Annotated in this window: 25 protein-coding genes; 11 read left to right on the forward strand and 14 right to left on the reverse strand. The window is 73.7% G+C overall.

Annotated elements, in window-relative coordinates; all coding sequences use genetic code 11:
* Nucleotides 1–30: 30 nt before the first annotated feature.
* From AC1C2W_RS11925 to AC1C2W_RS11935, 3 genes are all read right to left on the reverse strand, one after another.
* The gene (locus tag AC1C2W_RS11925; protein ID WP_495389072.1) at nucleotides 31–333 is read right to left on the reverse strand and encodes a putative quinol monooxygenase; all 303 of its coding nucleotides are present in this window, start codon (nucleotides 331–333) and stop codon (nucleotides 31–33) included.
* Between the two features lie 147 nt (nucleotides 334–480).
* A complete protein-coding gene (locus tag AC1C2W_RS11930; protein ID WP_495413183.1) occupies nucleotides 481–1,548 on the reverse strand; it encodes a pirin family protein in 1,068 nt (355 codons plus the stop codon).
* Nucleotides 1,549–2,388: 840 nt separating this feature from the next.
* Complete coding sequence (locus AC1C2W_RS11935) at nucleotides 2,389–2,955, reverse strand: DinB family protein (protein WP_495389074.1); 567 nt, start codon at nucleotides 2,953–2,955, stop codon at nucleotides 2,389–2,391.
* Nucleotides 2,956–3,007: 52 nt separating this feature from the next.
* Between AC1C2W_RS11935 and AC1C2W_RS11940 the strand changes: the two genes are divergently transcribed.
* The gene (locus tag AC1C2W_RS11940) at nucleotides 3,008–3,610 is read left to right on the forward strand and encodes a TetR/AcrR family transcriptional regulator (RefSeq protein ID WP_495389075.1); all 603 of its coding nucleotides are present in this window, start codon (nucleotides 3,008–3,010) and stop codon (nucleotides 3,608–3,610) included.
* Nucleotides 3,611–3,626: 16 nt separating this feature from the next.
* Here the strand turns inward: AC1C2W_RS11940 and AC1C2W_RS11945 are convergent, their stop codons facing one another.
* A complete protein-coding gene (locus AC1C2W_RS11945; RefSeq protein ID WP_495389076.1) occupies nucleotides 3,627–4,499 on the reverse strand; it encodes a sugar phosphate isomerase/epimerase family protein in 873 nt (290 codons plus the stop codon).
* Nucleotides 4,500–4,643: 144 nt separating this feature from the next.
* Between AC1C2W_RS11945 and AC1C2W_RS11950 the strand changes: the two genes are divergently transcribed.
* Together AC1C2W_RS11950 and AC1C2W_RS11955 are read left to right on the forward strand one after the other, a co-directional pair.
* Nucleotides 4,644–5,288, forward strand: a complete 645-nt coding sequence (locus tag AC1C2W_RS11950) for an HAD family hydrolase (RefSeq protein WP_495389077.1) — start codon at nucleotides 4,644–4,646, stop codon at nucleotides 5,286–5,288.
* Between the two features lie 51 nt (nucleotides 5,289–5,339).
* Nucleotides 5,340–6,332 carry a phosphotransferase family protein gene (locus AC1C2W_RS11955; protein ID WP_495389078.1) on the forward strand — a complete coding sequence of 331 codons (993 nt, stop codon included), beginning with the start codon at nucleotides 5,340–5,342 and terminating at the stop codon, nucleotides 6,330–6,332.
* A 1-nt stretch (nucleotide 6,333) separates the two neighbouring features.
* On the opposite strand, the gene AC1C2W_RS11960 is transcribed toward AC1C2W_RS11955, so the two are convergent.
* On the reverse strand, nucleotides 6,334–7,197 hold the full coding sequence (locus tag AC1C2W_RS11960) for a GAP family protein (RefSeq protein WP_495389079.1): 864 nt from the start codon (nucleotides 7,195–7,197) through the stop codon (nucleotides 6,334–6,336).
* Between the two features lie 131 nt (nucleotides 7,198–7,328).
* Here AC1C2W_RS11960 and AC1C2W_RS11965 point away from each other — a divergent pair, with 131 nt between their 5' ends.
* Nucleotides 7,329–8,705: a sensor histidine kinase gene (locus AC1C2W_RS11965; RefSeq protein WP_495413184.1), complete on the forward strand. Its 1,377-nt coding sequence runs from the start codon at nucleotides 7,329–7,331 to the stop codon at nucleotides 8,703–8,705.
* Nucleotides 8,702–9,412 (forward strand): response regulator, encoded by a 711-nt coding sequence (locus AC1C2W_RS11970; RefSeq protein ID WP_495413185.1) that lies wholly within the window; start codon nucleotides 8,702–8,704, stop codon nucleotides 9,410–9,412. The genes AC1C2W_RS11965 and AC1C2W_RS11970 overlap by 4 nt, the downstream gene beginning before the upstream one ends.
* A gap of 219 nt (nucleotides 9,413–9,631) precedes the next feature.
* Here the strand turns inward: AC1C2W_RS11970 and AC1C2W_RS11975 are convergent, their stop codons facing one another.
* From AC1C2W_RS11975 to AC1C2W_RS11990, 4 genes are all read right to left on the reverse strand, one after another.
* Nucleotides 9,632–10,501, reverse strand: a complete 870-nt coding sequence (locus tag AC1C2W_RS11975; RefSeq protein ID WP_495389082.1) for a carbohydrate kinase family protein — start codon at nucleotides 10,499–10,501, stop codon at nucleotides 9,632–9,634.
* Complete coding sequence (locus tag AC1C2W_RS11980) at nucleotides 10,498–10,689, reverse strand: hypothetical protein (RefSeq protein ID WP_495389083.1); 192 nt, start codon at nucleotides 10,687–10,689, stop codon at nucleotides 10,498–10,500. The genes AC1C2W_RS11975 and AC1C2W_RS11980 overlap by 4 nt, the downstream gene beginning before the upstream one ends.
* Nucleotides 10,690–10,762: 73 nt before the next feature.
* A complete protein-coding gene (locus AC1C2W_RS11985; protein ID WP_495413186.1) occupies nucleotides 10,763–12,775 on the reverse strand; it encodes an NHL domain-containing thioredoxin family protein in 2,013 nt (670 codons plus the stop codon).
* A gap of 103 nt (nucleotides 12,776–12,878) precedes the next feature.
* On the reverse strand, nucleotides 12,879–14,075 hold the full coding sequence (locus tag AC1C2W_RS11990) for an FAD-dependent monooxygenase (RefSeq protein WP_495413187.1): 1,197 nt from the start codon (nucleotides 14,073–14,075) through the stop codon (nucleotides 12,879–12,881).
* A 103-nt stretch (nucleotides 14,076–14,178) separates the two neighbouring features.
* Here AC1C2W_RS11990 and AC1C2W_RS11995 point away from each other — a divergent pair, with 103 nt between their 5' ends.
* Nucleotides 14,179–14,727: a TetR/AcrR family transcriptional regulator gene (locus tag AC1C2W_RS11995; protein WP_495389086.1), complete on the forward strand. Its 549-nt coding sequence runs from the start codon at nucleotides 14,179–14,181 to the stop codon at nucleotides 14,725–14,727.
* 12 nt (nucleotides 14,728–14,739) lie between these two features.
* Here the strand turns inward: AC1C2W_RS11995 and AC1C2W_RS12000 are convergent, their stop codons facing one another.
* Nucleotides 14,740–14,961, reverse strand: a complete 222-nt coding sequence (locus AC1C2W_RS12000) for a hypothetical protein (RefSeq protein ID WP_495389087.1) — start codon at nucleotides 14,959–14,961, stop codon at nucleotides 14,740–14,742.
* 139 nt (nucleotides 14,962–15,100) lie between these two features.
* Between AC1C2W_RS12000 and AC1C2W_RS12005 the strand changes: the two genes are divergently transcribed.
* Nucleotides 15,101–15,823, forward strand: a complete 723-nt coding sequence (locus AC1C2W_RS12005; protein WP_495413188.1) for a cation diffusion facilitator family transporter — start codon at nucleotides 15,101–15,103, stop codon at nucleotides 15,821–15,823.
* A gap of 38 nt (nucleotides 15,824–15,861) precedes the next feature.
* On the opposite strand, the gene nrdI is transcribed toward AC1C2W_RS12005, so the two are convergent.
* Nucleotides 15,862–16,332 (reverse strand): class Ib ribonucleoside-diphosphate reductase assembly flavoprotein NrdI, encoded by a 471-nt coding sequence (gene nrdI, locus AC1C2W_RS12010; protein WP_495413189.1) that lies wholly within the window; start codon nucleotides 16,330–16,332, stop codon nucleotides 15,862–15,864.
* Nucleotides 16,333–16,499: 167 nt separating this feature from the next.
* On the opposite strand from nrdI, the gene AC1C2W_RS12015 reads away from it, so the two are divergent.
* Nucleotides 16,500–17,339: an aldo/keto reductase gene (locus AC1C2W_RS12015; protein WP_495389090.1), complete on the forward strand. Its 840-nt coding sequence runs from the start codon at nucleotides 16,500–16,502 to the stop codon at nucleotides 17,337–17,339.
* A 253-nt stretch (nucleotides 17,340–17,592) separates the two neighbouring features.
* On the opposite strand, the gene AC1C2W_RS12020 is transcribed toward AC1C2W_RS12015, so the two are convergent.
* The gene (locus AC1C2W_RS12020; protein WP_495413190.1) at nucleotides 17,593–18,615 is read right to left on the reverse strand and encodes an ATP-binding cassette domain-containing protein; all 1,023 of its coding nucleotides are present in this window, start codon (nucleotides 18,613–18,615) and stop codon (nucleotides 17,593–17,595) included.
* Nucleotides 18,616–18,704: 89 nt separating this feature from the next.
* Here AC1C2W_RS12020 and AC1C2W_RS12025 point away from each other — a divergent pair, with 89 nt between their 5' ends.
* From AC1C2W_RS12025 to AC1C2W_RS12035, 3 genes are all read left to right on the forward strand, one after another.
* Nucleotides 18,705–19,514: a TetR/AcrR family transcriptional regulator gene (locus tag AC1C2W_RS12025; protein ID WP_495389091.1), complete on the forward strand. Its 810-nt coding sequence runs from the start codon at nucleotides 18,705–18,707 to the stop codon at nucleotides 19,512–19,514.
* Between the two features lie 75 nt (nucleotides 19,515–19,589).
* Nucleotides 19,590–19,859 (forward strand): HPr family phosphocarrier protein, encoded by a 270-nt coding sequence (locus tag AC1C2W_RS12030; RefSeq protein WP_495389092.1) that lies wholly within the window; start codon nucleotides 19,590–19,592, stop codon nucleotides 19,857–19,859.
* A 59-nt stretch (nucleotides 19,860–19,918) separates the two neighbouring features.
* Entirely contained in the window at nucleotides 19,919–20,479 is a 561-nt protein-coding gene (locus AC1C2W_RS12035) for a vitamin K epoxide reductase family protein (protein WP_495389093.1), read from the forward strand.
* A gap of 78 nt (nucleotides 20,480–20,557) precedes the next feature.
* Here AC1C2W_RS12035 and ptsP read toward each other — a convergent pair whose 3' ends face one another.
* Together ptsP and AC1C2W_RS12045 are read right to left on the reverse strand one after the other, a co-directional pair.
* The gene (ptsP, locus tag AC1C2W_RS12040; protein ID WP_495413191.1) at nucleotides 20,558–22,240 is read right to left on the reverse strand and encodes a phosphoenolpyruvate--protein phosphotransferase; all 1,683 of its coding nucleotides are present in this window, start codon (nucleotides 22,238–22,240) and stop codon (nucleotides 20,558–20,560) included.
* Nucleotides 22,237–23,613: a PTS transporter subunit EIIC gene (locus tag AC1C2W_RS12045; RefSeq protein WP_495389095.1), complete on the reverse strand. Its 1,377-nt coding sequence runs from the start codon at nucleotides 23,611–23,613 to the stop codon at nucleotides 22,237–22,239. Before AC1C2W_RS12045 ends, ptsP begins: the two co-directional genes overlap by 4 nt.
* Nucleotides 23,614–23,767 lie beyond the last annotated feature (154 nt).

Raw genomic sequence — 23,767 nt, forward strand, 5'->3', positions numbered from 1 at the left:
GCCGAGCCTAGAGGCCGGGCGCGACGCCGGTCAGGCCACCGCCTCCAGCAGGTCGGCGTGGAAGCGCCGGCTCACCGGGGCCTCGATCATCAGCGGCCGGATCACCTCGCCCGATCGCGCGAAGGTGTCCGACCCCAGGTAGCCGGCGAACGACGCCTCGTCGTCCCACTCGTGGATCACCGTGACCGCGGTGTCGTCCGCACGTGCGGCATAGACCCGGAAGGCGAGGTTGCCCGGCATGGCCCGTACCCGGCGAGCCTCCCCGTCGAACTGGGCGAGGGCAGCGGGCCGGTCGGGGGCAGCAGTCCTGAAGTCGACGATCGCGATGAGCACGAGAACCTCCTGAGTAGTGCGGCGACGGGCCGCGGATCCGATGCCTCGATCCTCCGGCGGCATCCGCCCGGCACGCCTCCGCCGGCCGGACGCGTTCACGCTCCCAGCGGACACCGATGCCAAGCCCCTGAGGCCGTGTGACGAGGGTCAGCGGCGGGAGCGCGGCCGCAGCCGGACGTCGGGCAGGGCCGGCGCACGCAGCGGCCCGCCCGCGTACCCGTGCACCTGACCGAACCGGCGACTCTCGGCGCCGGCGGCGTAGCGGGTGTCCGGCCCTGCGCCGGACCCTCCTGAGCCGGTCGACGGGTCGTCGGCCACCTGCGCCATCCAGTCGGCACGCGCCCGCGCGACGTCGTCGTGGCTGCCGCCCACGAAGTTCCACCACATGACGACGTCCTCGGTGAACGGCTCCCCGCCGATGAGGACGGCGCGCGCCGGCGTGTCCCCCGCGGTCACGACGAGCCGTTCCCGGCCGGGCGCCACGTAGCCGAGCTGGGCCGGCGGCACGGGCTCGCCCTCGAACGTCAGATCGCCCGCGTCGACCAGGAGGGCGTGCTCGAACGACGGGTCGGCGTCCAGCGTCACGGTTGCGCCGGCGGGCAGGTCGAGCTGGGCGCCGACCAGCGGCGTGTAGGTGCGCGCCGGCGACGCGAGCCGCCGCCCCGCGACACCGAGCGACCCCAGGAAGACCTGCACCCGCGCGCCGTCCACCGTGGCCACGGGCAGGTCGGCGTGGTGCTCGAAGTGCGGGGCCGCCTCCCGGTCGGACGACGGCAGCACCGTCCACAGCTGCACGCCGTGCAGCAACGGCGGGCGCTCGTCGGCCGGCGACTCCTCGGAGTGGGAGATGCCGACGCCGGCCGTCATGAGGTTGAGCTCCCCCGGGCGCACGGTCTGCAGCGAGCCCACCGAGTCGCGGTGCAGGACCTCCCCGTCGAACAGCCACGACACGGTCTGCAGGCCGATGTGCGGGTGCGGCGGCACCTGCATGCCCGCCGACCTCCCGCCCGAGAGCGAGACGTCGTCGGGGCCGTAGTGGTCGCAGAAGCACCACGCGCCGACCAGGGAGCGCTGCCGCTGCGGGATGGTGCGGCGCACGTTCATCGCGCGCGGGCCGCCGAGCGGGACCTCGCGAGCCGTGAGCAGCTCGACGCCCGCGGGCCGGTCCCCGGCGGTGCAGGTGCGTTCCGTGGGCCGGGTCTCGAGGTTGCTCATGCAGGTGAGCGTAGGGCCGGCGGAAAAGCCGAGGCCCCCCGGGGCGGCCGGGGGGCCTCGGAGATGACCGCGTACCCCTGGTCGACGGTCCAGGGACCAGGGGCGCCGTGGCGACGTCACGACCCCGGCGGCTCGTCGGGTCTCCTCGAGGCCTGGTGCGTCGTCGCCCCTCCGAGACCCGTTCTCCACGAGCTGCCGGACGCGGGTGGTCTTCCGGCCCCGTACAGACACCTGTGTCGTCACCCACAACCCGCACCGCGGTACGGGACGGCCCGTCGTTCTCCGGTCGACCGTGTCCCGTGGAGGAGGCGCACGACCGTGCTTCGCAGGGGATCGCAGGCCCGATCTCCGCAAGACCGGTAGGCACGTTTCTAGACCTGCATCGGGTGCTGTGCAAGGGGTGCGGAGCAGGTTTTCGGGGGTCAATCTCCGGTCACAGGTTCGTCCACAAGGTGACCCGCGGAATCCCCACACCGCCCACAGGCCTGTGGACAAAATTTGTGGACGACGCGCCGGGCGCGACACGCGTCGGCCCGACCACCGCCGACCACCGCGTGAGCCGCGCCGACGACCCGACGGCACGGCAGGCGATTGCTCTGGGCCCGGAAACCGCATGATCCCAACGTTCTTACGGGGTGAATCGGCCCGGCCGCGCCACCCTGCGAGGCGTTGCCGCACCCCCGCTACGCCCGTTCCAGCTTGGAACCCCGCAGGTGAGGGCACAGGACGGCACGAGCCCGCCATCACACATCAGCCTGTGGAAAGAACCTGTGGACGACGAAACCGTCACACCCAGGCAACCCGCCCCGGGCGCCTGCGCCTCCAGGCGCCGGTCGGGCGTCAGGCGCGCACGTCGTGCAGGTGGTGCACGATGTCGTGCAGGAAGTACTGCCCCAGCGTGCGCACGGTGAAGACCGACCCGTCCGACCGGCGGCCCGCGCGCTCCTCCTGGCCCGGCTCGACGGCATCGAAGGCCGCTGAAACCACCCGGCCGGCCACGTCGAGCTCGTCGGCAAGGGCGTCCGGGTCCTGGTGGGCGTAGTCGCCATCGAGGGCGGCGACGTCCTGGTCCCAGTTGGCGAACGCCGGGTCGTCCTCGGCGATCAGCTGCGCGAGCCGCTCGTCGAAGATCACGAAGACATCGCGCACGTGGGCGGCGTACTCGAGCGGCGACCAGACGTCGGGCCGCGGCCGCGCCGCGGCGTCCGGGCGGGCGAGTGCGGCGCGCCAGCGGGGCAGCGCCTCCCGCAGGGCCGGGCCGACGTCGGACGTGGCGACGTCCGCTGCGACGAACCCGCAGTCCGGGCACGCGCGCGCCAGCACCCAGGTCCAGTCCTTGGTGTCCGGCACGATGCCGTCCGGCTGCGCGGCGGGGGTCGGCTGGGACGGTCCGGTGGGCTCTGTCACACCGGCACCCTAGCGTCCCGAGGTGCTGACAACGGATGCCTATGATGTCAGCATGCCCAAGATCATCGGCAAGAGCCTGCACGAGCACCGGCAGATGACCCGGCACAAGTTGTTCACCGCGCTCTCGACGTTGATGTCCGAGCGCGGGTTCGACTCCGTCACGCTGGCCGACATCGCGATCGCGGCCGGCGTCGGGCGTACCGCGGTCTACAACCACTTCCCCGACAAGGAGGCGCTGCTGCTGGGCTTCATCACCCACGAGACCGAGCAGTACGCGCAGACCCTGGAGCGGGCGCTCGTCGAGGTGGACGACCCGGTGGAACAGCTCCGGACGTACATCCGCCAGCAGGCACAGCTCACCCGCGTCTTCCACCTCGCCCCGGGCCCCGACCTGCGCTCCGTGCTGTCGCGCACCACGCAGGCGCGGCTGCGGGAGCACGCGGAGATCGTGGAGTCCATCCTCAAGCGCATCCTGCGCGCCGGGATCGCCGAGGGCGAGTTCCCGGAGCAGGACATCGAGCCCACGGTGCAGCTGGTCAACGCCTGCCTGTCGGGTCGCCTCGTCCCGGACGAGCCCGCCGCGCGGGAGCGCGCCGTGCGCGCCACCGAGGCGTTCGTGCTGCGCGCCGTCGGCGCCCGGGGCGTCGCCGCCTGACGAGATCCTGCTGCGGTCACCACGCGTCGGCGGGCAGGTGGTGGTGCTCGGGCGGCGGCGGCTGGTACGGCTCCGGGACGGGAGCGAGGTGGGCCCGCGCGAAGTGCAGCGCCACCTCCAGGTCCGCGTGCCGCTCGCGGGCGCTGCGCGCCTTGCGGGTGGAGATCTCGACGACGACGTCCCCGGCGAAGTCCCGCCGCGACAGCTCCTCGAGCACCTTGTCGCAGGCCATGTCGCCGCGACCAGGGACCAGGTGCTCGTCGCGCCCCGACGCCGTCCCGTCCGCCAGGTGCAGGTGCCGCAGCCGGTCACCGAAGTCGTCGACGAGCGTGATCCCGTCCTGGTGGGCGATCGCCGCGTGCGAGAGGTCGAGGGTGACGGCGTCGTAGTCGTGCTCGAGGGGATCCCAGCCGGGCAGGTAGGCCTTCAGCTCGCGCTCGCCGCGGGAGCGGGGCCGCCACGGGTACATGTTCTCCACCGCCACGATGACGCCGTCGGCCTGGTTGAGGCTGGCCTGGTTGAGCTCGTGCACCAGGTCCTGGAACTGCCGGGCGTACTTGTACTGCCAGCGGAACGGCGGGTGCACGACGACGGTCCTGGCGCCCAGCTCGCCGGCCATGTCGACGGTGCGGCGCAGCTTGTCCGCAGGCGCCCGGCCCCACACGCGCTGGCTCACGAGCAGCGTGGGCGCGTGCACCGACCGGATCGGCACGCCGTGCTCCTCGGCGAGATGCTTCAGGGCCGCCGCGTCCTGCGTGGCCTCTTCCGCCCACACCATGACCTCGACCCCGTCGTACCCGAGCTCGGCCGCGACCTCGAACGCGAACGCCGCGCGGCGCGGGTACACCGACGCGGTCGAGAGTGTCACGGGAATCCTCGCGCCGACCATGCTTCGCACGATAGCGGTCACTGCTGAACGGGAACTGACGAACGGCCGGCCGCCGGAGCCACGACCGTCGTCGGTTGAGCTTGTCGAAGCCAGCGGACCGTGGTTTCGACAAGCTCAACCGACGGTGCGGATAGGGTCGCGGGCATGGTGCGCGCAGTGGTGTTCGACGTCGGCGAGACCCTGATCGACGAGACCAGGATCTGGACCCGCTGGGCCGACCGGCTGGGGGTACCCGCCCTGACCTTGATGGCGGCGCTCGGCGGGTGCGCGGCGCTCGACCTCTCGCACCGACACGCCTTCGAGATGGTGCGGCCGGACGTGGACGTGCCCGCCGAGATCGAGCACTGGGCCCGCGACGACCCCGACGGGCTGCGGGAGAACTTCGACGCCGACGACCTCTACCCCGACGTGCGGGAGGCGCTGGCGGCGCTGCGGGCCGCCGGGCTCGCCGTCGTCGTCGCCGGGAACCAGCCGCCGCAGGCCCGGGCCGCGCTCGAGGCGATGGACCTGCCCGTGGACGCGATCCGCACCTCCGACGAGTGGGGGGTCCAGAAGCCGGATCCCGGGTTCTTCGCGAAGGTCGCCGAGCTCACCGGGGTCCCGGCCGCCGAGATCGCCTACGTCGGTGACCGGCTCGACAACGACGTCCTGCCCGCCGCCGACGCCGGGATGCGGCCGATCCTGATCCGCCGCGGCCCGTGGGGGTATCTGCACGCCGAGCGCCCCGATGCCGCGCGCGCCACGGTCGTCGACTCGCTGCTGGAGCTGCCCGCGCTGCTCGCGCCGTAGGCACGACCGGTGGTCGCGCGTCACGACGTGACGGGCACTACGCTCACCCGCGTGCTCACCAAGACGGCCGTCACCGACGATCAGGTCGCCGCGCTGCTCGCGCCGCTCGGGCCGGTGCGCCTGGTCGCACCGCTGACGGGAGGCCTGTTCGCGAGCGTGCTGCGCGCGGACCTCGCCGACGGGCGCTCCGTGGTGGTCAAGGTGACGGGCGCGGACACGTCCCGCCTGCTGCAGTACGAGCACGGCGTGCTCGGCACGGAGGCTGCCGTCGACCGGCTGGCGCGCGCGGCCGGGCTGCCCGTGCCGCGGGTGCTGCACGTCGACACCACGCGTGCCCACCTGGACGGCGACGCGCTGGTCACGACGTTCCTCGACGGCGGTCTGTGGAGCACCCTCGAGCTGGACCCGGCCGCGACCGGCCGCGCCCGCCGCTCCCTCGGCGGCTTCATGGCGACCCTGCACCGGATCACCGGCGACCGGTTCGGCTACCCCGCCCCCGAAGCCGGGCTGAGCGCCGCGACCTGGCCGGACGCGTTCGCGGCCATGGTGCGCGCCGCGCTCGACGACGCCGCGCGCTGGGGCGTGGCCCTGCCTGCCGGGCGGCTGCTCGACGCCGTCGAACGCCACCACGACCTGCTCTCCGCGATCACTACCGCCCGCCTCGTCCACGCCGACCTGTGGCCCGGCAACATCCTCCTCGACCCCGTCGAGCACACCCTCGTGGGCGCCCTCGACGGCGAGCGGGCGCTGTGGGGCGACCCGGTGTTCGAGCTGGTCGGCGCGGACCAGCTCGGCGCCGGTGCCGTGGACCCCGACCTGCTGGCCGGGTACCGCGATGCGGGCGGGGACCTCGGCGTCGGGGACGGCAGCCTCGGCTCAGGCGACCCCGAGGCCTGGCAGCGCCTGCGGCTGTACCGGGCGTACTTCGCCTGCCTGCTCGTGGTCGAGATCGTGCCGCGCGCCTACGCCGGCCCGTGGGTGGCGGACCACGAGCGCACGGCACGCGCCAACCTGGGGCGGGTGCTCGACGAGCTGGGCGTCTGAGTCACTGGATCCGCAGGGCGGTCCACCCAAGCGCCCCGAAGGCGTTGAGCGCGAGCAGCACGCCGATGATGCCCAGCACCCAGCCGGTCATCTCCGCGGCGTTCTTGGACAGCCACCCCTCCAGCCGGCGCAGCAGCGGGTCGACGGCGCGCGCCGCGACCAGCCGGCCCCCGAGCAGGAGCAGCGCCGGGAGCACCATCACCACGCAGTACGCGGCGAGGACGCCGACGCTCGTGCCGGTCGCGAGTTCCGACGTCGTGATCAAGCCGATCGCCGCCAGGTACGGGAGCATCGTGCCGACCTCGAGCGCCACCGCGCCGAGGGCGAGGCCCATGAGGGGCAGCAGCGACGTGCGCGGGCGCACCGCCGTCGAGGTCGTCGTCGACGTCGGTGCCAGCATGCCGGGCACCGGGCGGGCGTCGGCACCGCTCCCGCCGAGGCCACCGGACTCGATCCCCATGGCGCGCTCCCGCCAGCGGACCAGCCGCCCCGGGCGCGCGCCCTCGCGCTCCGCGCGCGCCCGGGCCCGCTTGCCGTCGAAGCGGAAGCTCAGCGCGAACAGCCCGATGCCGAGCAGGAGCTGCGCGATCATCGCGGGCCGCGACTCCAGCACGTCGCCGTACCGCTCCAGGAAGGCGCCGGCGCCGAGCAGCACCGCGACGCCCACCGCGAGGTAGAAGACCGCGACCGTGCCGAGGTAGGCGAGCATCCGCGCCGGGCGCACGCGGCCGGGGGCGAGCAGCAGCCAGACGGGGATCAGCAGGGTGCCGAAGCTGGTCGAGTCGATGAGCGCGAGCACCACGAGCGCGCCGGCCATGGCGCCGAGCCCGGCGCCCCCGAGCCCTCCGAGATCCAGAAGTTCCATGCCTCGATCCTGGCGGCGCGACGCCCGCCCGGTCGTCGGCCGAAGGAGTGATCCTCGCGCGTCGCGCGCCCCCGGCACGGATACCCCCTTCGGACGATCCCCCGGAGCCGCCCCTGTGCTGGGATGGGACGGTGACCACCGGACCCACCGCGACCACGCGCCTGCGCAGGCTGGTCGAGGTGTGGGGCGGCGACGACCGGCGCGGCGACGTCGCCAACGCCGTGACGCTGTTCGTCCTCGGCTGGTTGCTGCTGCAGGTCGGGCTGGTGGACATGTACACGGGGGATCCGCCGCTGGTCGCGCCGCCCGAGCCCTGGTGGCGGGTGGCGCTGCTGGCCGTGGGCTGCGCGATCACGCTGGCCAAGAGGGTCCGGCCGATGCTCGCACTGGCGGGTGGCGTGGTGGTGACCCTGGTCGACGTGGCGTGGGGCGGCAGCCTCGCGATCATGCTCGTGCTGTGGGACCTGCTGTTCGCGGCGGCGATGTGGTCCGGGTCGACGGCGCGCCGCTGGCTGTGGGGCACGGCGGTCACGCTCGCCGTCGGCGGCGCGGTCGCGGCCGGCGAGATCGAGCAGGACGTGCGCGCCTTCGTCTACGGGGGCCTGCAGTTCGGCGGGATCCTGCTGGTGCCGATGTGGTGGGCGGACAACGTGCGACAGAAGTCCGAGCTGGCCGGGCTGGAGCGCTCTCGGGCCGACGAGGCGGCGCGGGCCGCCGAGCTGGAGCGCGAGCGCGCGACGGACCTCGTCACGATCGCGGAGCTCGATCGGCACGAGGCCGTGCAGGCGGAGCGCGCCGCGATGGCGCGGGACCTGCACGACGTCATCGCCTCCCACCTGTCCACCATCGCGATCCACTCGGGGGCGGTGCTCAGCACGCCGCCGGACACGGACCGGGACCGGGCGGCGCTCGAGCAGGTCCGCGAGAGCTCCATCGCGTCGCTCACCGAGATGCGGTCCATGATCGAGCTCCTGCGCGCCGACGCCGCCCGCGACCCGCTCGCCGCACCCGGCGGGCTCGACCAGCTGGACGACCTGCTCGACTCTGCCCGCGCGACGGGGGTCGACGTCACCCTCGACGACCCGGACGGCGTGGCGCGGGCGAGGCTGCCCGCTGCCGTCGGGCACACGGTGTACCGGATCGCGCAGGAGGCGCTGACCAACGCGCGCAAGCACGCGCCCGGAGCCCCGGTGACGGTGCGGCTCGAGCTGCTGGGCGGTGAGCGCGCCGCGGCGGGGGACGTCGTGACGCTGAGCGTCCGCAACCCCGCCCCGGCGGGCGCCACGGCCGGTGCTCTCGGGGCGAGCGACCCCGCCCTCAGCGCGGGCACGGGGATGATCACCATGCGCGAGCGCGCGGAGGCGCTCGGCGGCACGTTCGAGGCCGGGCCGGTGGACGACGGCGGCTGGGCCCTGCGCGCGCGGGTGCCGGCCGGGACGGAGACCGGCGGGGTAGCGACCGGCAGGGTAGCGACCGGACGGGTAGCGACCGGACGGGAGGCCGGATGACGACGACCAGGAACGGGCGGACCGGCGGGAGCGCGCCCGTGCGCGTGCTGCTGGCCGACGACCACGCGGCGATCCGCGCCGGGTTGCGGCTGCTGCTGGACGCCGCCGACGACGTCGAGGTGGTGGGCGAGGCGGCCGACGGCATGGCGGCCGTGGCAAACGCGCGCGCGCTGCGGCCCGACGTCGTCCTCATGGATCTGCGCATGCCCGGCACCGACGGCATCGCGGCCACGCGCGCGATTACCGCGGAGGGCCTGGCCGACGTGCTGGTGCTCACCACGTTCGATCTTGACGAGTACGTGGACGGCGCCCTGCAGGCCGGGGCGGCGGGGTTCCTGCTCAAGACGGCCGAGCCGGCGGCGCTGCTCGACGCCGTGCGGCAGGTCGCGGCCGGCGACGGCGTGCTCGCCCCCGAGGTGACGCGGCGGGTGCTGGCCCAGCTCGCCGGGGGCGGCGCCGGCCGGCCCGCTCCCCGGGCGAACGGCGCTCGGCCCGACCGGGACGACCCCCGGCTCGCCGACCTCACCCCGCGCGAGGTGGACGTGCTCGCCGCACTGGGGCGCGGGCTGTCCAACCAGGGCATCGCCGCGGAGTTTGTCATCACCGAGGCCACCGCGAAGACCCACGTCTCGCGGGTGCTGGCCAAGCTGGGCGTGGTGTCCCGCATGCAGGCGGCGATCGTCGCGCGCGACGCCGGCCTGGCCTGAGCAGCCCTGGCACTCGCCCCCGCGCAGGCGTCTGCGTTCTCACTCCTGTCGGCGCGCCGGAATTCTCTCCTCGCCAGCGATCACGACTCCTGTGTCACGGGAGTCTCCTGCCAGGCAAGACTCCCGCCGGGTGACGAGTCAGCATTCCTGCTGAGCAAGCAGTTCGAAAGATGCACACGTCTTGAGCTGGAGTCCATTTCGCCTCAGTCCGCGGTCGCCTCAGTTCGCGGGCGCGAGGCCCGGGCTGCGCACCACCTGCGCGGCGTGGGCGGCGGCCGCGGTGAGCGCCTCCGCGAAGTCCGCCCCGCGTAGGTGCGCGTCGAGGTAGCCGGCGAAGAACCCGTCGCCCGCGCCGTTCGTGTCCACGACGTCGTCGACGACGTCCGCGGGCACGTCGACGAAGCCGTCGGCCGTGAGCGCCGTCGCCCCGCGCGCGCCGTGCGTGCACACGACGAGCCGCGCCCCGGCGTCGAGCCGCGCGGTCATGAACGCGCGGTGGTCGGCCAGCCGGTCGGAGCTGAAGAACACGTGCGTGCCTGCTGCCGCCCAGGGACGGTGGAAGTCCGTGACGCCGTCGTAGTCGTGCAGGTCGACCCAGACGTCCCGCCCTCGCTCACTCGCCGCGGCCAGGACCGGTAGGGCTGAAGGGGCGAGGTCCACGACCACGGCCGCGGCGGCGTCGAGCGCCGCGAGCGTGGCGTCCCAGCCCGGCCCCGACGCGGGCACCTCGCCCGGTGCCCGCAGGTAGACCGAGAGCCGCCCGCCGTCGCCGTCCATGAGGTTGAGGTGGCTCTCGGTGCGCCCGTCGGGCGACGGCTCGGCGAGCACGCGCACCCCGGCGCCCGCCAGGACGTCGCGCACCCGACCGCCCTCGTCGTCCGACCCGAGCACCGTGCGCAGCACGACGCTGCGCCCGAGGCGGGCCAGGTTGAGCGCCTTGCCCGCGGACGTGCCGCCGACGGCGTCGTAGGAGTCCCGGGCAAAGACGGTGTGCGGGGTCGGGGTCGGCAGCGCGTCCACGTGGACGATGCGGTTCCAGGCCGCCGGGCCCGCGACGAGCACCTCGCCCGTGCCGCCGAGCCCGCTCACCGGTCGGCCCGGCCGACGTGCGCGCCCGCACCGACGGCGTACGCCTCGCGCAGCCACCCGGCGAACTCGTCGTCGAGCTGCTCGACCTCCGAGACCCGGAAGTGGTGCACGAACAAGCGTTGGGTGTACGGCTTGGCGCTCGTGATGCGCGGGTCCTCCTGGCCGTCGCCGTCCGTGACGTGGATCATGCGCAGGACCGTACCGCCCGCCACCGACCCGAGGTCGGGCCGGGCGGCGCCGGGCGAGGCGAGGCGCTGTTCCTCAGCCGCGCAGCGGGAGCGTCAGCGAGGCGTCGCCGCCCGGCGTCACGCGCACCGGCACGCCCCAGTCCTGCTGGGCGAGGTGGCACGCGGGGAAGACGTCCGGGTCGGGCTCGCCGTCGAGCCCGAGCGGGACGACGTCGCACGACGCGGCCTTGGCCGTCACGTGCAGCACCCCCTCCGCGATGTCCGGGTTGATCACCAGGCCCCTCTCGAGGTCGACGCCGTCGCCCGCGCCGTCGAGCAGCAGCTCGGGCGGGGTGGCGCTGACGCGCAGCTCGGTGGACGGGCCCCAGCGGTCGTCGAGCTTCTGCCCCGGGGCGGGCACGAACGGCACGTCCAGCCGCAGCTCCCCGGGCGTGACCTCCGTGGCCGGGCGCGCCATCCGGTGCGAGCCGCCGTCGAGCACCTCGCCCGCCAGGTCGGCAGGCAGGGCCACCCGCGTGAGCCGGTGCGCGGCCGACTCCACGACGAGCAGGTGCACCCGGTCCCCCTCGACCTGCACCACGACGTCCGACGGCTCCGCGAGCCCGGTGGCGAGGGTCGTGACGGTGTCCGACGCCGGGTCGTAGCGGCGCAGCGCGCCGTTGTACGTGTCGGCGACGACGACGCTGCCGTCGGGGAGCGACGCCACGCCCAGCGGGTGCTGCAGCAGCGCCTCGCGGGCCTCGCCGTCGCGGTGCCCGAAGTCGAACAGCCCCTGCCCGACGGCGGTCGTGACCCGCACCCCCCGCGAGTTGTCAGGGCCAGGCGCATCAAGACCTTCGCGTGGCCCTGACAACTCGACGCGCCGCAGCGCCGACGTCTCGGCGTCGGCCAGCCAGAGCGCGTCCCCGTCGGTCGAGCCTGTCGAGCCTGTCGAGCCGATGCCCGCCCGCGCCAGCCCGGACGGCTGGGCGAACCACGCCTCGGTGCCCGGCCCGTCCTCGAGCCCCTCGTTCATCGTGCCGGCGAGCAGCCCGACCGTGCCCTCCAGGGCGTCGAAGGCCCACAGGGTGTGGTTCCCGGCCATCGCCACGACGAACGCCCCGAGCCGTGGCGACCACACCATGTCCCACGGGGAGCTGAGCCGCACGGACCTCGCGGGGTGGACGGCGCCGAGGTCGAGCCCGCCGGTCGCCCCGACGACGTTCTCCTGCCCGCCCACCATGAACTGCTCGCCGGTGCCCGCGACCGTCGTCACCGCGCCGTCGTCGAGCCGCACGCCGCGCAGCGCGTGGTTGACCGTGTCCGCGACGAGCACGTCGTACCCGAGCGCGGGGCGCAGCTCGTCGGGGACGAGGCACAGGCCGTTCGGCTCGCTGAACCGCGCGACGTCGGCGGCCCCGTCATCCAGCCCGCGCTCGCCGGAGCCGATGCGCCGCACCAGCGTCTCGGCATCGGGCGCGAGCTCGGCCAGCGAGTGGTGGCCGGCGTCCGCGACGAGCAGGTTCCCGCCCCGCAGCACGACGGCCTTGGCGGGGAAGCGCAGCGTGCTGGGCGTGGGCTCGGGCGGCACGTACGGGCCGTCGCCGCGGTGCAGCGTGCCCTTCGCGTCGTGCTCGGCCACCAGCTCCTCGACGATCGCCTCGATCGCCGACGCGTGTCCCTCCCCCGCCATCTGCGCGACGACGTAGCCCTCGGGGTCCACGACGACGAGCGTCGGCCAGGCCCGCGCGGTGTATGCGCCCCAGGTGACGAGCTCCGGGTCGTCGAGCACGGGGTGGTGCACCTCGTACCGCTCGACGGCGGCCGCGAGCGCCACCGGGTCCGCCTCGTGCGCGAACTTGGGCGAGTGCACGCCCACGATCACCAGCTCGTCGCGGTGCCGCTCCTCCAGCTCGCGCAGCTCGTCCAGCACGTGCAGGCAGTTGATGCAGCAGAAGGTCCAGAAATCCAGCACCACGACCTTGCCGCGCAGGTCGGCGAGGGTGACGTCGCGGCCGCCGGTGTTGAGCCAGCGGCGGCCGACGAGCTCGGACGCGCGGACGCGGGGCAGACGGGACGAGGAGGTCACCCCGCCATTCTGCGCCATCGTGGCCAGGTCTCCGACGGCGCGGCTCCCGTGTGTTCGTCAAGTACGCCGGGGCCGCCCCGGAGTGAACGGGTGAACCCCGACCGGACGGCCCGCACCACGATCAGCCCACGAGCTCGGGGAGCTCGATGGCGTCGGCCGCCCGGTGGATCGGCGCCGTCACCTGCGCGAGCATCCGCTCCTTGCCCGGCAGCCGGTCCATGATCCGCAGCATCGCGAGCGACGCGCGCACCTGACCTCGCGTGCGGACCACCATGCGCTTCACGTTGGCCGGGCCGAGCGCCTGGTTAGCCTCCACGAAGGGGCGCATCCTCCGCTCGTAGTCCGCGAACGCGGCCGCGTGGTCGTCGTGCCCGGCGAGCGCGGCGGCCAGGACGGACGCCCCGACGAGGGCCATGCTCGTGCCCTGCCCCGAGGCGGGGGACGCACAGTACGCGGCGTCGCCGATCAGCACGGTGCGCCCCTGCGACCAGCGGTCCATGCGCACCTGGCTCAGCGAGTCGAACAGCAGGTCGGGCGAGGCGGGCACGTCCGTCAGCAGTGCGGGCACCTCCCACCCCTCGCCGGCGTACGCCTCGGCCAGCAGCCGCTCGCGCCCGCCGCGGTCGAGCCCCTGGTGATCCAGCGGGCCCGACGACCACAGGAACATCGCCCGTGCCCCCGCCTCCCGGGCCGTGGCGTACACGAGCGCGGTGCGGCCGGGGCCCACGTACGTCACCTCTTCGCGGTCGAGGTTCAACCGGTTGGGGACCGTCGCGACGGCGACGTAGTAGCCGAGGTCGGTAAGGAACTTCTCGTCGGGCCCGAACACGAGGTTGCGCGTGGCCGACCGGAGCCCGTCGGCGCCGACCACCAGGTCGTAGCGCCCGGTGCGGCCGGAGGCGAACCCGACCTCGACGGCGTCTCCGGTGTCCGTGAGCGTCGCGATCGAGTCACCGTAGACGTGCTCGCCACCGGACGCGCTCTCGCGCAGGAGGCGGTGCAGGTCCCCGCGCAGCAGCTCGACGTCGTCGTGCACGCGGCCGCCGAAGGTGTCGCCGTCCATGCTCGCGGCCCGCCGTCCTCGCCCGTCGACGACCGTGCCGGACCGCACCTCGGTGCGCAGGCCCTGAGCCTCGGCCAGGAGCCCCATGCGGTCGAGAACCTGCAGAGCGGCGCCCCGCACGTCGACCTTGTACCCGCCGGCGCGGGGCGCGGCGGCGTGCTCGACGACGGTGGGGGTGTCGCCGTGGGCGGCGAGCTGGTGCGCGAGGGCGAGGCCCGCGACACCCCCGCCGGAGATGAGGACGGTGCGGTTCATCGGGCTTCTCCTGACCGTGAGGAAGTTGGTGCGCGCCACGCTACAAGCATCTAAGACACTTGTGCAAGACGTTCGTGTGAGACGTCTGAGCTACCATGGGCCGATGAGTTCGAGCAACAGGGCCGCGCTCCTCGCCGCGGCACGCAACTGCCTCCGCGAGAAGGGGTACGCGCGCACCACCGCACGCGACATCGCCGGCGCCGCCGGCGTCAGCCTCGCCGCGATCGGCTACCACTTCGGGAGCAAGGAGGCGCTGCTGGACGACGCGCTCGTGGCGGCCGTGCGCGACTGGGGGGACGTGCTCGAGTCCATCGGGGCGCAGGACCTCGGATCCTCCCCCAGGGAGCGGTTCGGCGCGGTCTGGCAGCGGGTGACGGCGTCGGTCGCCGAGGACAGGGCCCTCTGGGCGGTGCAGCTCGAGCTCATCGCGACCGCGGCGCGCGACCCGGAACGAGCGGCTGCCGTGACTGCCGCGAGCTCTGACGCCCGCGCGGCACTGGCGGAGCTCTTCGGACTTCCGGCCGAGCACGGCGCCTTCCTGCAGATGCTCCTGCTGGGCGCGGTGGCGCGCGTGCTGCTCGATCCTTCCGACATCATCGACGCCGACGACCTGTTGGCCGACGCGTCGTCGCTCGTCGCGCGGGTCGCCTGACGCCGGGGGGCGTCAGAACGCGGTGACCGCCCCGACGACCTGCACCTGAACGGGCACGCCGTCCACCGCGGGTGGCACGTCCTTGCGCGCGCTCAGGGAAACGACGTTCACCTGGAGCACCCAGTCCGCCTCGTCACCGCGTTGGGCGAGCCCGACGCCGCACACCCCCTCGACGCTCTGGAGCGCCTCGCGCAGGGCGGGTTTGGCGGCGCGCGCCTCGTCGATCGTGACCATGGAACACCTCCGGGTCCTCCCATTGTGCGCCCGACGCCGACACGGGCACAGCCCGAGCCGCGTGACCTGCACCCGGCCCCAAAGCTGCCGGCCGTCGGCGCCCTTCCGACGATACATCATTCCGTGTACCGTCGGCCTGGTGACCGCCCTCCCGCTCCGCCCCGTGCAGCCCGCACGCCGCGCGCTCCTCGAGCGCCGCGTGCGGTGGATCGTGGCCGCGACGATCGGCTACAACGCGATCGAGGCCGTCGTCGCGATCACCGCCGGGCGCGCGGCATCGTCGGCGGCCCTGGTCGGCTTCGGGCTGGACTCGGTCGTCGAGGTGCTGTCCGCGGCCGCGGTCGCCTGGCAGTTCGCCGCCCCCGACCCGCACCGCCGCGAGCGCGTGGCGCTGCGACTCATCGCCGTGTCGTTCTTCGGCCTCGCACTGTTCGTCACCGTCGACGCCGTGCGCACCCTGCTCGGCGCCGCAGAGCCCGACCATTCTCCCGTCGGCATCGCCCTCGCGGCGGTGAGCCTGGCCGTCATGCCGCTCCTCTCCTGGTTCGAGCGGCGCACCGGCCGGGAGCTCGGCTCCGCATCCGCCGTCGCCGACTCCAAGCAGACCCTGCTGTGCACCTACCTGTCCGCGGTGCTGCTCGTCGGGCTCGTGCTCAACTCCACGCTCGGGTGGACCTGGGCCGACCCGCTCGCCGCGCTCGTCATCGCCGGCTTCGCGGTCAAGGAGGGTATCGAGGCCTGGCGCGGCGACACCTGCAGCACGCCGGTCGGCGCGCTCCTCGGGGGCGAGGACGGCTGTGCGGACGGGTGCGACGACGGGTGCTGCGCTCCCCGCGACGGCGGGGCGGCCGGCCCACGCTGACCGTCCTTCGGCGCCGACGAGCCGGCCACCCCACCGGCTCAGACCGGCACACGTGGGCGCCTTTCGCGGAGCCCGGCGTCGAGCGCGGCGAGGGTCTCCCGCGCCTGCTCGACGTCCCACCGCGTGCCCTGCAGCTCGAACTCGAAGAGCACCGGACGTCCGGACGCCCGGGCCACCTGCCGCGCGGCCGCCTGATAGTGCTGGCCGAAGTTCCGGTTACCCGAGCCCATGATCCCCACCAGCCGACGCCGCGTGACGGGGGTGCGCAGGAACCGACGCACCGGCTCGGGGAGAGTGTCGTTGTCCGGGTTGCCGGTCTTGTACGACGGCGTGACCAGCACCCACGGCCCCCGGGGTACCGAGCGGCGCACCTCCCGGTCGCCCAGGTCGTGCACGGGCCGACCGAGGCGTTCGCAGAACTGGCGAACCATCCCCGAGGCCGACGAGGCGAAGTAGACGTGCACCTGGTCGAACGGCATCTGGTCGAACGGCATCTGGTCGAACGGCATCGGATCTCCTCACGGGGCGACCGCCCTGGCGGCCGGGGCGACACCTCCAGCGTGCTCCCGGCGACGGTCCCCGGGAGAACTTCGGCGCGATGGGATCGATCACGCCACCGGGTCATCTCGACGCTCGCCTCCCTGCGTGGCCGGCGGTACCGGGACAGGATGGGGTCATGAGCACCGCGATCCCGTCCCTGCCCCTGAACAACGGCACGTCGATCCCGCAGCTCGGCTTCGGCACGTTCAAGATCCCGCCGGAGCAGACGCGCGACCTGGTGCTGACCGCCCTCGAGGCGGGCTACCGGCACATCGACACCGCGCAGATGTACCGCAACGAGCGGGGCGTCGGGGAGGCCGTCGCCGCGGCGGGTCTGCCCCGCGACGACCTGTTCATCACTACCAAGCTGAACAACGCGTTCCACGCGCACGACGACGCGCTCATCGCCTTCGACCTCTCGCTCGACGAGCTCGGCCTCGACCACGTCGACCTGTTCCTCATCCACTGGCCCCTGCCCGCCGTCGGGAAGTTCGCCGAGGCGTGGACCGCGCTGGAGGAGATCTACCGCTCCGGCCGCGCCCGCGCCATCGGCGTCTCGAACTTCCAGCCGCACCACCTGCGCCGGGTACTGGCGGAGGGCACCGTCGTGCCCGCGGTGAACCAGGTGGAGGTGCACCCGTGGCTCGGCAACGAGGAGGTCCGCGCCTTCGACGCGGAGCACCAGATCGTCACGGAGGCCTGGTCCCCGCTGGGCCGGGGCCGCGTCCTGGAAGACCCGACGATCGTCCGCATCGCCACCGAACACGGCAAGACCCCTGCCCAGGTGGTGCTCCGCTGGCACCTCCAGCGCGGCGACGTCATCTTCCCGAAGTCCGTGACCCCGGCGCGCATCGCCGAGAACCTCGACCTCTTCGACTTCGAGCTCACCGACGCCGACCTGGCCGACATCACCGCGCTGGACCGCGGCGAGCGCATCGGCTCCCACCCGGACGAGATGAACGACACCGGCCGCTGAGATTCCGGCTCGACCAGCGGCCGCCCTCAGACCGACTTGCGGGTGGCGCGGATGCCGACCAGCAGGCCGACGGCGCACGTGAGCGCCGCGGCGACGGTCCCCCACAGCACGGCCGGGTCGGCGAACGTGGCGCCGAAGAGCATCCGCTCGGAAGCCGCCGCCGAACGCGCCGGTGAGCAGCGGGCCGAACAGGCCGAGGAAGATCAGCGGCTGCAGCAGGGAGAAGACCACAGCGTGAACGGGTCGCGCAGAATCAGGATCTCGCGGGTGAAGACGGCGCCCGTGTCCGCGAAGAACTTGCCCGGGCCGGTGCGGGTGACGATGCGGGGGGCCTCGTGCCCCGTGTCCCTCTGCCCCGTGCCCGTCTGCCCCGTGCCCGTGTGAGTGGTGCGGGTCTGCCCGGTCCTGCTGTTCGCTCCTGGCGTGCCCTCTGCGGTGCCTCGCTGAGGAACACGTCGTCGAGGCTCGCCTGCCGCACGCTCGCCGACGACGTCGCGACCCCCGCCACGCGCAGCGACCCGATGACGCCGGGCAGGGTGTCCGCGCCGCTCGCGGTGGTCACCCGTACCTGCAGCCCGGGCTCGTGCGGCGTGAGCTCGACGTCGCCGAGGCCGTCGGGCAGCGCGGCGCGCACCGCCGCGCCGTCGTCGGTGGCGACCACCAGCGTGAGGGCGTCGTCCGCGTGCCGGCGCTTGAGGGCGTCGGGCGCGGCGTCGGCGATGATCTCCCCGTGGTCGATGACGACGACGCGTTCCGCCATGCTGTCCGCTTCGTCGAGGTAGTAGGTGGTGAGCACCACCGTCATGCCGTACCGCTCGCGCATCGCCGTGAGGCGGCCCCAGAGGTTGGCCCGCGAGTGCGGGTCGAGGCCCGCGGTGGGCTCGTCGAGGAACAGCAGCGGCGGGTGGTTCATCAGCCCGAGCGCGACGTCGAGCCGGCGGCGCTGCCCGCCGGACAGCGACTGCACGGACCGCTCCTCGAGCCCCGTGAGCTCGAGCGCCGCCATCAGGTCGGCGGCCCGGTCCTTGTAGACCTGCGGCGACGTAGACCTGCGGCGACGTAGACCTGCGGCGACGTAGACCTGCGGCGACAGGCCGTAGAACCGGCCCTGGTCGTGCAGCTCGTCGATCACCTTGTAGCTGAAGCCGCCGCCGTTGCCCTGCCCGATGAAACCGAGCCGGGCGCGCACCTGCCCGGGGTGGGCTACGACGTCGAACCCCGCGACGGTGGCCTCGCCCGCCGTCGGCTCCAGGAGTGCGCTCCCCTCTCCCCGCATCTCTCGTACACTGTACTGGAACTAGCTTCAAGACTAGCAACGGGGTCCGGCAACGGGCCACGGTCGTGGCGGTGGGAGGATGACGAGCCATGTCGAGCACTACGCCAGAGCCGGGGCCGTCGGCCGGCCCGGAACCACCGGTCGAACCGGCCGACGGGATCCCCCGTCCGCCCGACGTCGTGCGCCGGCTGGCGCTGCTCTGGGACCCGCCACAGCCGTCGGGGCGCGGGCGCAAGGCCCGCCTCACCCTCGACGAGGTGATCGCCGCGGGCACGGCGATCGCCGACGCGGAAGGTTTGGACGCGCTGTCGATGCGCAAGGTCGCCGCCCGGCTCGGCGTCGGGGCGATGTCGCTGTACACGTACGTGCCGGGGCGCACGGAGCTGCTCGACCTGATGATCGACCGCGCGTTCGCCGAGCTCGACCTGCTCCCCTCCGACGCGACGTGGCGCGACGGCCTCGGCGCCTACGCCCGCCAGCACTGGCACCTGTACCAGCACCACCCGTGGATCCTGCAGACCAACATGTGGCGGCTGCCGCCCACGCCCGCGGTGCTGGACGCGCAGGAGTGCGGCCTGCGCAGCCTCGTCGACACGGGGCTCCCGGAGCGCCAGGTGGTCGAGATCATCGGGCTGGTCGACGCGTTCGTGCGCGGCCTCGCGCGTGCCACGGTCGCCGAGGTGGCCGAGAACGACGCCTCGGGCCAGAGCAACGACGAGTACTGGACCTCGATGAGCAGCTTCTGGGCCGACTGGTTCGACCCGCAGCGGTACCCCACCATGACGCGCATCTGGGAGGCGGGGGGCTTCGACGCCGAGGCCACGCCCTTCGACGCCTCGATAGAACGGCTGCTCGACTCCGTCGGGATGGCGATCGACCGCGCCCGCGTCCCTCGCTGACCAGGGACGGGCTTCCCTTCCCGGCCTGCGATCCCTACGATGAACTGGTCCAGACCACCCGTCTCGGAGGACTCCATGGAACGCACCGTCGTCGTCGCCATCACCGAGGGCCTGCACGCCCGCCCGGCCGCCCTGTTCGCGCAGAAGGCCGGCCAGCAGCCGGTCCCCGTGAAGATCGCCAAGAACGGCAGCGTCCCGGTGGACGCAGCGAGCATCCTCGGGATCATGACGCTCGGCGCGGACGCCGGCGACGAGGTGGTGCTGCGCACCGAGACCGACGGCGACGACGCCACGGCCACGCTGGACGCGCTGGTCGACTTCCTCTCCTCCGAAGCGGTGGCCTGACGGACCGGACCCACCGCCCGAGCGGTTTCTTCCACTCGGCGGGCTGGCTGTTCGGCGAGATGCTCGTCGGCGCGCTCGTGGGGCTGGTCGCTGCCTTCGTCCTGTCGGTCGACGCCGTCGAGCTGGCCGCCGACCCCGACGCCGTGCTGTCGTGCAACATCAACGCCGTGATCTCCTGCGGCACCGTCGGGACGTCATGGCAGGCGAGCCTCTTCGGGTTCCCCAACGCCTTCCTCGGGCTCATCGCCGAGTCCGTGGTCATCACCGTCGCCGTCGCCGGGCTCGCCGGGGTGCGGTTCCCGCGGTGGTTCATGACGGCGGCGCAGACCGTCTACCTGCTCGGGTTCGTCTTCGCCTACTGGCTACTCTGGCAGTCGATGTTCGTCATCGGCGCGCTGTGCCCCTGGTGCCTCACGATCACCGTCTCCACGACGCTCGTGTTCGCGTCGATGCTGCACTGGAACATCCTCGAGGACACCCTCTACTGGCCCCCGCGCCTGCAGGCCTGGGCGATGTCCCTCGTGCGGTCCGGCGCGTTCGGCATCCTCACCGCGGCGTGGTTCGCCCTGCTCGCCGCCGCGGTGCTGTTCAAGTACGGCGCCGCGCTCTTCGCTGGTTGAGCCTGTCGAAACCTCGGTCCTGGGTTTCGACAAGCTCAACCACCGGGGCGGGATTCGACAGGCTCAACCAGCGGATCGTCACAGTCCGAGCGGCTCCAGCACCTCGGCCAGCTCGCGCCGGACGGCGGAGCGCGCGGCGTCGGCGTCGGGCTGCTCCAGCGCCACGCGCGCGAGCTCGCGGCACCGGACGAACGTGACCTCGGCGAGCACGGCCGCGACGTCGGCGAGGGCGCGCGGCGTCATGGACAGCGATTTCACGCCGAGCCCCACGAGCACGGGGGCGAGCACGGCGTCCGCCGCCGCCTCGCCGCACACGCCCACGGGACGCCCGCGGGAGTACGCGCCCCCGCAGGTGGCGCGCACCAGCTCGAGCACGGCGGGCTGCCACGACGTGGAGAGCGCCGCGAGGTCACCCAGCATGCGGTCGGCCGCCATCGCGTACTGCGTGAGGTCGTTGGTGCCGATGCTGCCGAACGTCGCGTGCTCGAAGATCCATTGCGACCGCAGCGCGGCCGCCGGCACCTCCACCATCGCGCCGGCGCGGTGCAGCCCGTGCGTCTCGCAGGCGGCGACGAACGACCGTGCCTCGTCGGTCGTGGCGACCATGGGCGCCATGACCCACACGTCGGCGCCCTCGGCGGCGGCCGCCTCCGCGATCGCCTGGAGCTGCCGGTCGAGCACCTCGGGGTGGGCGACGGCGGTGCGCAGGCCGCGGACGCCGAGCGCCGGGTTGGGCTCGTCGTCGGCGGTCACGAAGGGCAGCGGCTTGTCCGCCCCCGCGTCGAGGGTGCGGACCACGACCTTGCGGCCGCCGAACGCGGCGAGCACGCCGCGGTAGGCCGCGACCTGCTCCTGGACCGACGGCTCGGAGTCGCGCCCGAGGAAGCAGAACTCGGTGCGGAACAGGCCCACGCCCTCGGCGTGCGCCGCGACGGCCGCCTGTGCCGCCTCCGGGTCGGCCACGTTGGCGAGCAGCTCCACCCGGTGCCCGTCGGCGGTGCGGCCGGTGCCGTCGAAGGTCCGCACCACGCGCACGGCGCGCCGCGCGGCCTCGACCTCGGCGTCGGACGGGTCGCGCACCACCGTGCCCGCGCCGCCGTCGACGACGACGGTCTCGCCCTCGGCGAGCTCGTCGGCCCCGTGGGTCGCGACGACGGCGGGGATGCCGAGCGCGCGCGCCAGGATCGCGGTGTGCGAGGTCGGGCCGCCGCCCCTGGTCACGATGCCGACCACCTCGGCCGGGTCGAGCGTGGCCGTGTCCGCGGGCGCGAGGTCGTCCGCCACGAGCACGAACGGGTGCCCCGGCGAGGGCACGCCCGGTGGGCGCACGCCCGTGAGCTCCGCGACGATCCGGTCGCGCACGTCGTGCACGTCGCGGGCCCGCTCGCTCAGCGGCGGGCCGAGCGACTCGAGCTGCGCGGCCAGCGCGTTCGCGGCGTCCCACACGGCCCGCTCGGGCGTCGACGACGACCCCCGCACGCGCCGCTCGGCGTCGGAGGCCAGCGTCGGGTCGGCGGCCATGGCGGCCGTGACCGTGAGGACGTCCGCCGCCGTGCCCGTGGCCTCGGCCGCCTGCGCGGTGAGGCGGTCCTGGACGGCCCGCGACGCGGCGCCCAGGCGGGACACCGCGTCGTCGGCCCCTGCCGGGTCGGACGTGTCGATCGTCGCCGCCGGGGGCTCCGGGACGGGGGCCGGCATCGTCACGACGACGCCGGCCACCCGCCCGGGGCTCACCGGGGCACCGGTGAGAGTGATGCTCATCTGTCCGAGCCCTTCTCCTTCGCGGCCGCGGGTCCGGCGTCGGACCCGGCGGCCTTCTGGTCCCCGGCCGCCTGGTCGGCGGCCTGCTGCTCCGTGGCCTGCTGCTCCGTGGCCTGGTCGGCGACGACGGCGGCCGCGGCCTCCGGGTCGTCCTCGCGGCCAGGCGTCTTGAGGTTCCACTTCGTGATGACGAACCGGAACAGGAAGTAGTAGATGACCGCGTAGCCCAGCCCGATGAGGATGAGCAGCAGCGGCATCTCGGCGATGCGGAAGTTGAGCAGGTAGTCGATGACGCCCGCGGAGAAGCCGAAGCCGTCGCGGATGCCGATCGCGTTGACCAGCGCGAGGGAGCTGCCCGTGAGCACCGCGTGGATCGCGTACAGCGGGTACGCCACGTAGACGAACGCGTACTCGAGGGGCTCGGTGACGCCGGTGACGAAGGCGACCAGCGCGGCGGAGCCGAGGACGCCGCCGATGGCCTTGCGGTTCTGCGGCTTGGCGGTGTGGATCATCGCGAGCGCCGCCGCCGGGAGGGCGAACATCATGATCGGGAAGAAGCCGGTCATGAACGTGCCCGCGGTGGGGTCGCCGTTGAGGAAGCGCGCGATGTCGCCGTTGACGACCGCACCGCCGGGCGTCGTGAAGGAGCCGAACTGGAACCAGGGCAGCGAGTTCAGCAGGTGGTGCAGGCCGAACGGCAGGAGGAGGCGGTTCAGGGTGCCGAAGACGAACCCTCCGAGCACGGTCGAGCCGGTGACGAAGACGCCGATCTGGTCGTTGATCAGCCAGTCGAAGGCCGGGTAGATCAGGGCGGCGACGACGCCGATGACCAGCGACATCCCCGCAGTGACGATCGGCACGAACCGCCGGCCGCCGAAGAAGGCGAGGTAGGCCGGCAGCTTGATCCGGTAGTACTTCTGGTACAGCAGGGCGGCCGTGAGGCCGACGATGATGCCGCCCAGCACGCCGTAGTTGATGAGGACCTGCTCACCGTTCGCGTCCACGCCGAGGCCGATGGCCGGGGACAGCGCGTCCGTGACCCCGGTGAAGACGAGGTATCCGATGAGGGCCGCGAGCCCGGTGGTGCCGTCCGCCTTGCGGGCGTACCCGACCGCGACGCCGAGGGCGAAGATGATCGGCAGGTTGTCGATCAGCGCGCTGCCGGCGGCGCCGACCACGTCGGCCACGTACTGCATCCACGGGAGCGTGCCGGCGACCCCGTCGGCGCCGAGCATGTCGGCCTGACCCAGGCGCAGGAGCAGCGCGGCGGCGGGCAGCGAGGCGATGGGAAGCATCAGCGAGCGGCCGACGCGCTGCAGCTGCGCCAGGCCGGGGAAGCCCCGCTTCTGCTTGGTCTCAGCGACCGTGGTCATGGTTCTCCTCCGATGGGTGGCCCGGGCGGGCCCTGCAGGCCCGGGCCTGCGTCGTCCGGCGGCAGTGTCGCGACGTCGATGCGGCGGCGATGCCGGTGATCCCTACGCTGCCATCGGCAGGTTGTCTGGACCACTTGCAGGAAGAGTGGTCTAG

The organism is Isoptericola sp. Y581 (assembly GCF_059445475.1).

Coding starts and splice junctions, on each gene's coding strand:
- AC1C2W_RS11985 (WP_495413186.1), bottom strand. CDS start 12,775: ATGGCGCAGAATGGCGGGGTGACCTCCTCGTCCCGTCTGCCCCGCGTC.
- AC1C2W_RS11970 (WP_495413185.1), top strand. CDS start 8,702: ATGACGACGACCAGGAACGGGCGGACCGGCGGGAGCGCGCCCGTGCGC.
- AC1C2W_RS12025 (WP_495389091.1), top strand. CDS start 18,705: ATGTCGAGCACTACGCCAGAGCCGGGGCCGTCGGCCGGCCCGGAACCA.
- AC1C2W_RS11980 (WP_495389083.1), bottom strand. CDS start 10,689: ATGATCCACGTCACGGACGGCGACGGCCAGGAGGACCCGCGCATCACG.
- AC1C2W_RS11945 (WP_495389076.1), bottom strand. CDS start 4,499: ATGGTCGGCGCGAGGATTCCCGTGACACTCTCGACCGCGTCGGTGTAC.
- AC1C2W_RS12020 (WP_495413190.1), bottom strand. CDS start 18,615: ATGCGGGGAGAGGGGAGCGCACTCCTGGAGCCGACGGCGGGCGAGGCC.
- AC1C2W_RS11995 (WP_495389086.1), top strand. CDS start 14,179: ATGAGTTCGAGCAACAGGGCCGCGCTCCTCGCCGCGGCACGCAACTGC.
- AC1C2W_RS12045 (WP_495389095.1), bottom strand. CDS start 23,613: ATGACCACGGTCGCTGAGACCAAGCAGAAGCGGGGCTTCCCCGGCCTG.
- AC1C2W_RS11960 (WP_495389079.1), bottom strand. CDS start 7,197: ATGGAACTTCTGGATCTCGGAGGGCTCGGGGGCGCCGGGCTCGGCGCC.
- AC1C2W_RS11950 (WP_495389077.1), top strand. CDS start 4,644: ATGGTGCGCGCAGTGGTGTTCGACGTCGGCGAGACCCTGATCGACGAG.
- AC1C2W_RS11930 (WP_495413183.1), bottom strand. CDS start 1,548: ATGAGCAACCTCGAGACCCGGCCCACGGAACGCACCTGCACCGCCGGG.
- AC1C2W_RS11990 (WP_495413187.1), bottom strand. CDS start 14,075: ATGAACCGCACCGTCCTCATCTCCGGCGGGGGTGTCGCGGGCCTCGCC.
- AC1C2W_RS12015 (WP_495389090.1), top strand. CDS start 16,500: ATGAGCACCGCGATCCCGTCCCTGCCCCTGAACAACGGCACGTCGATC.
- ptsP (WP_495413191.1), bottom strand. CDS start 22,240: ATGAGCATCACTCTCACCGGTGCCCCGGTGAGCCCCGGGCGGGTGGCC.
- AC1C2W_RS12030 (WP_495389092.1), top strand. CDS start 19,590: ATGGAACGCACCGTCGTCGTCGCCATCACCGAGGGCCTGCACGCCCGC.
- AC1C2W_RS12000 (WP_495389087.1), bottom strand. CDS start 14,961: ATGGTCACGATCGACGAGGCGCGCGCCGCCAAACCCGCCCTGCGCGAG.
- AC1C2W_RS11940 (WP_495389075.1), top strand. CDS start 3,008: ATGCCCAAGATCATCGGCAAGAGCCTGCACGAGCACCGGCAGATGACC.
- AC1C2W_RS12035 (WP_495389093.1), top strand. CDS start 19,919: ATGCTCGTCGGCGCGCTCGTGGGGCTGGTCGCTGCCTTCGTCCTGTCG.
- nrdI (WP_495413189.1), bottom strand. CDS start 16,332: ATGCCGTTCGACCAGATGCCGTTCGACCAGATGCCGTTCGACCAGGTG.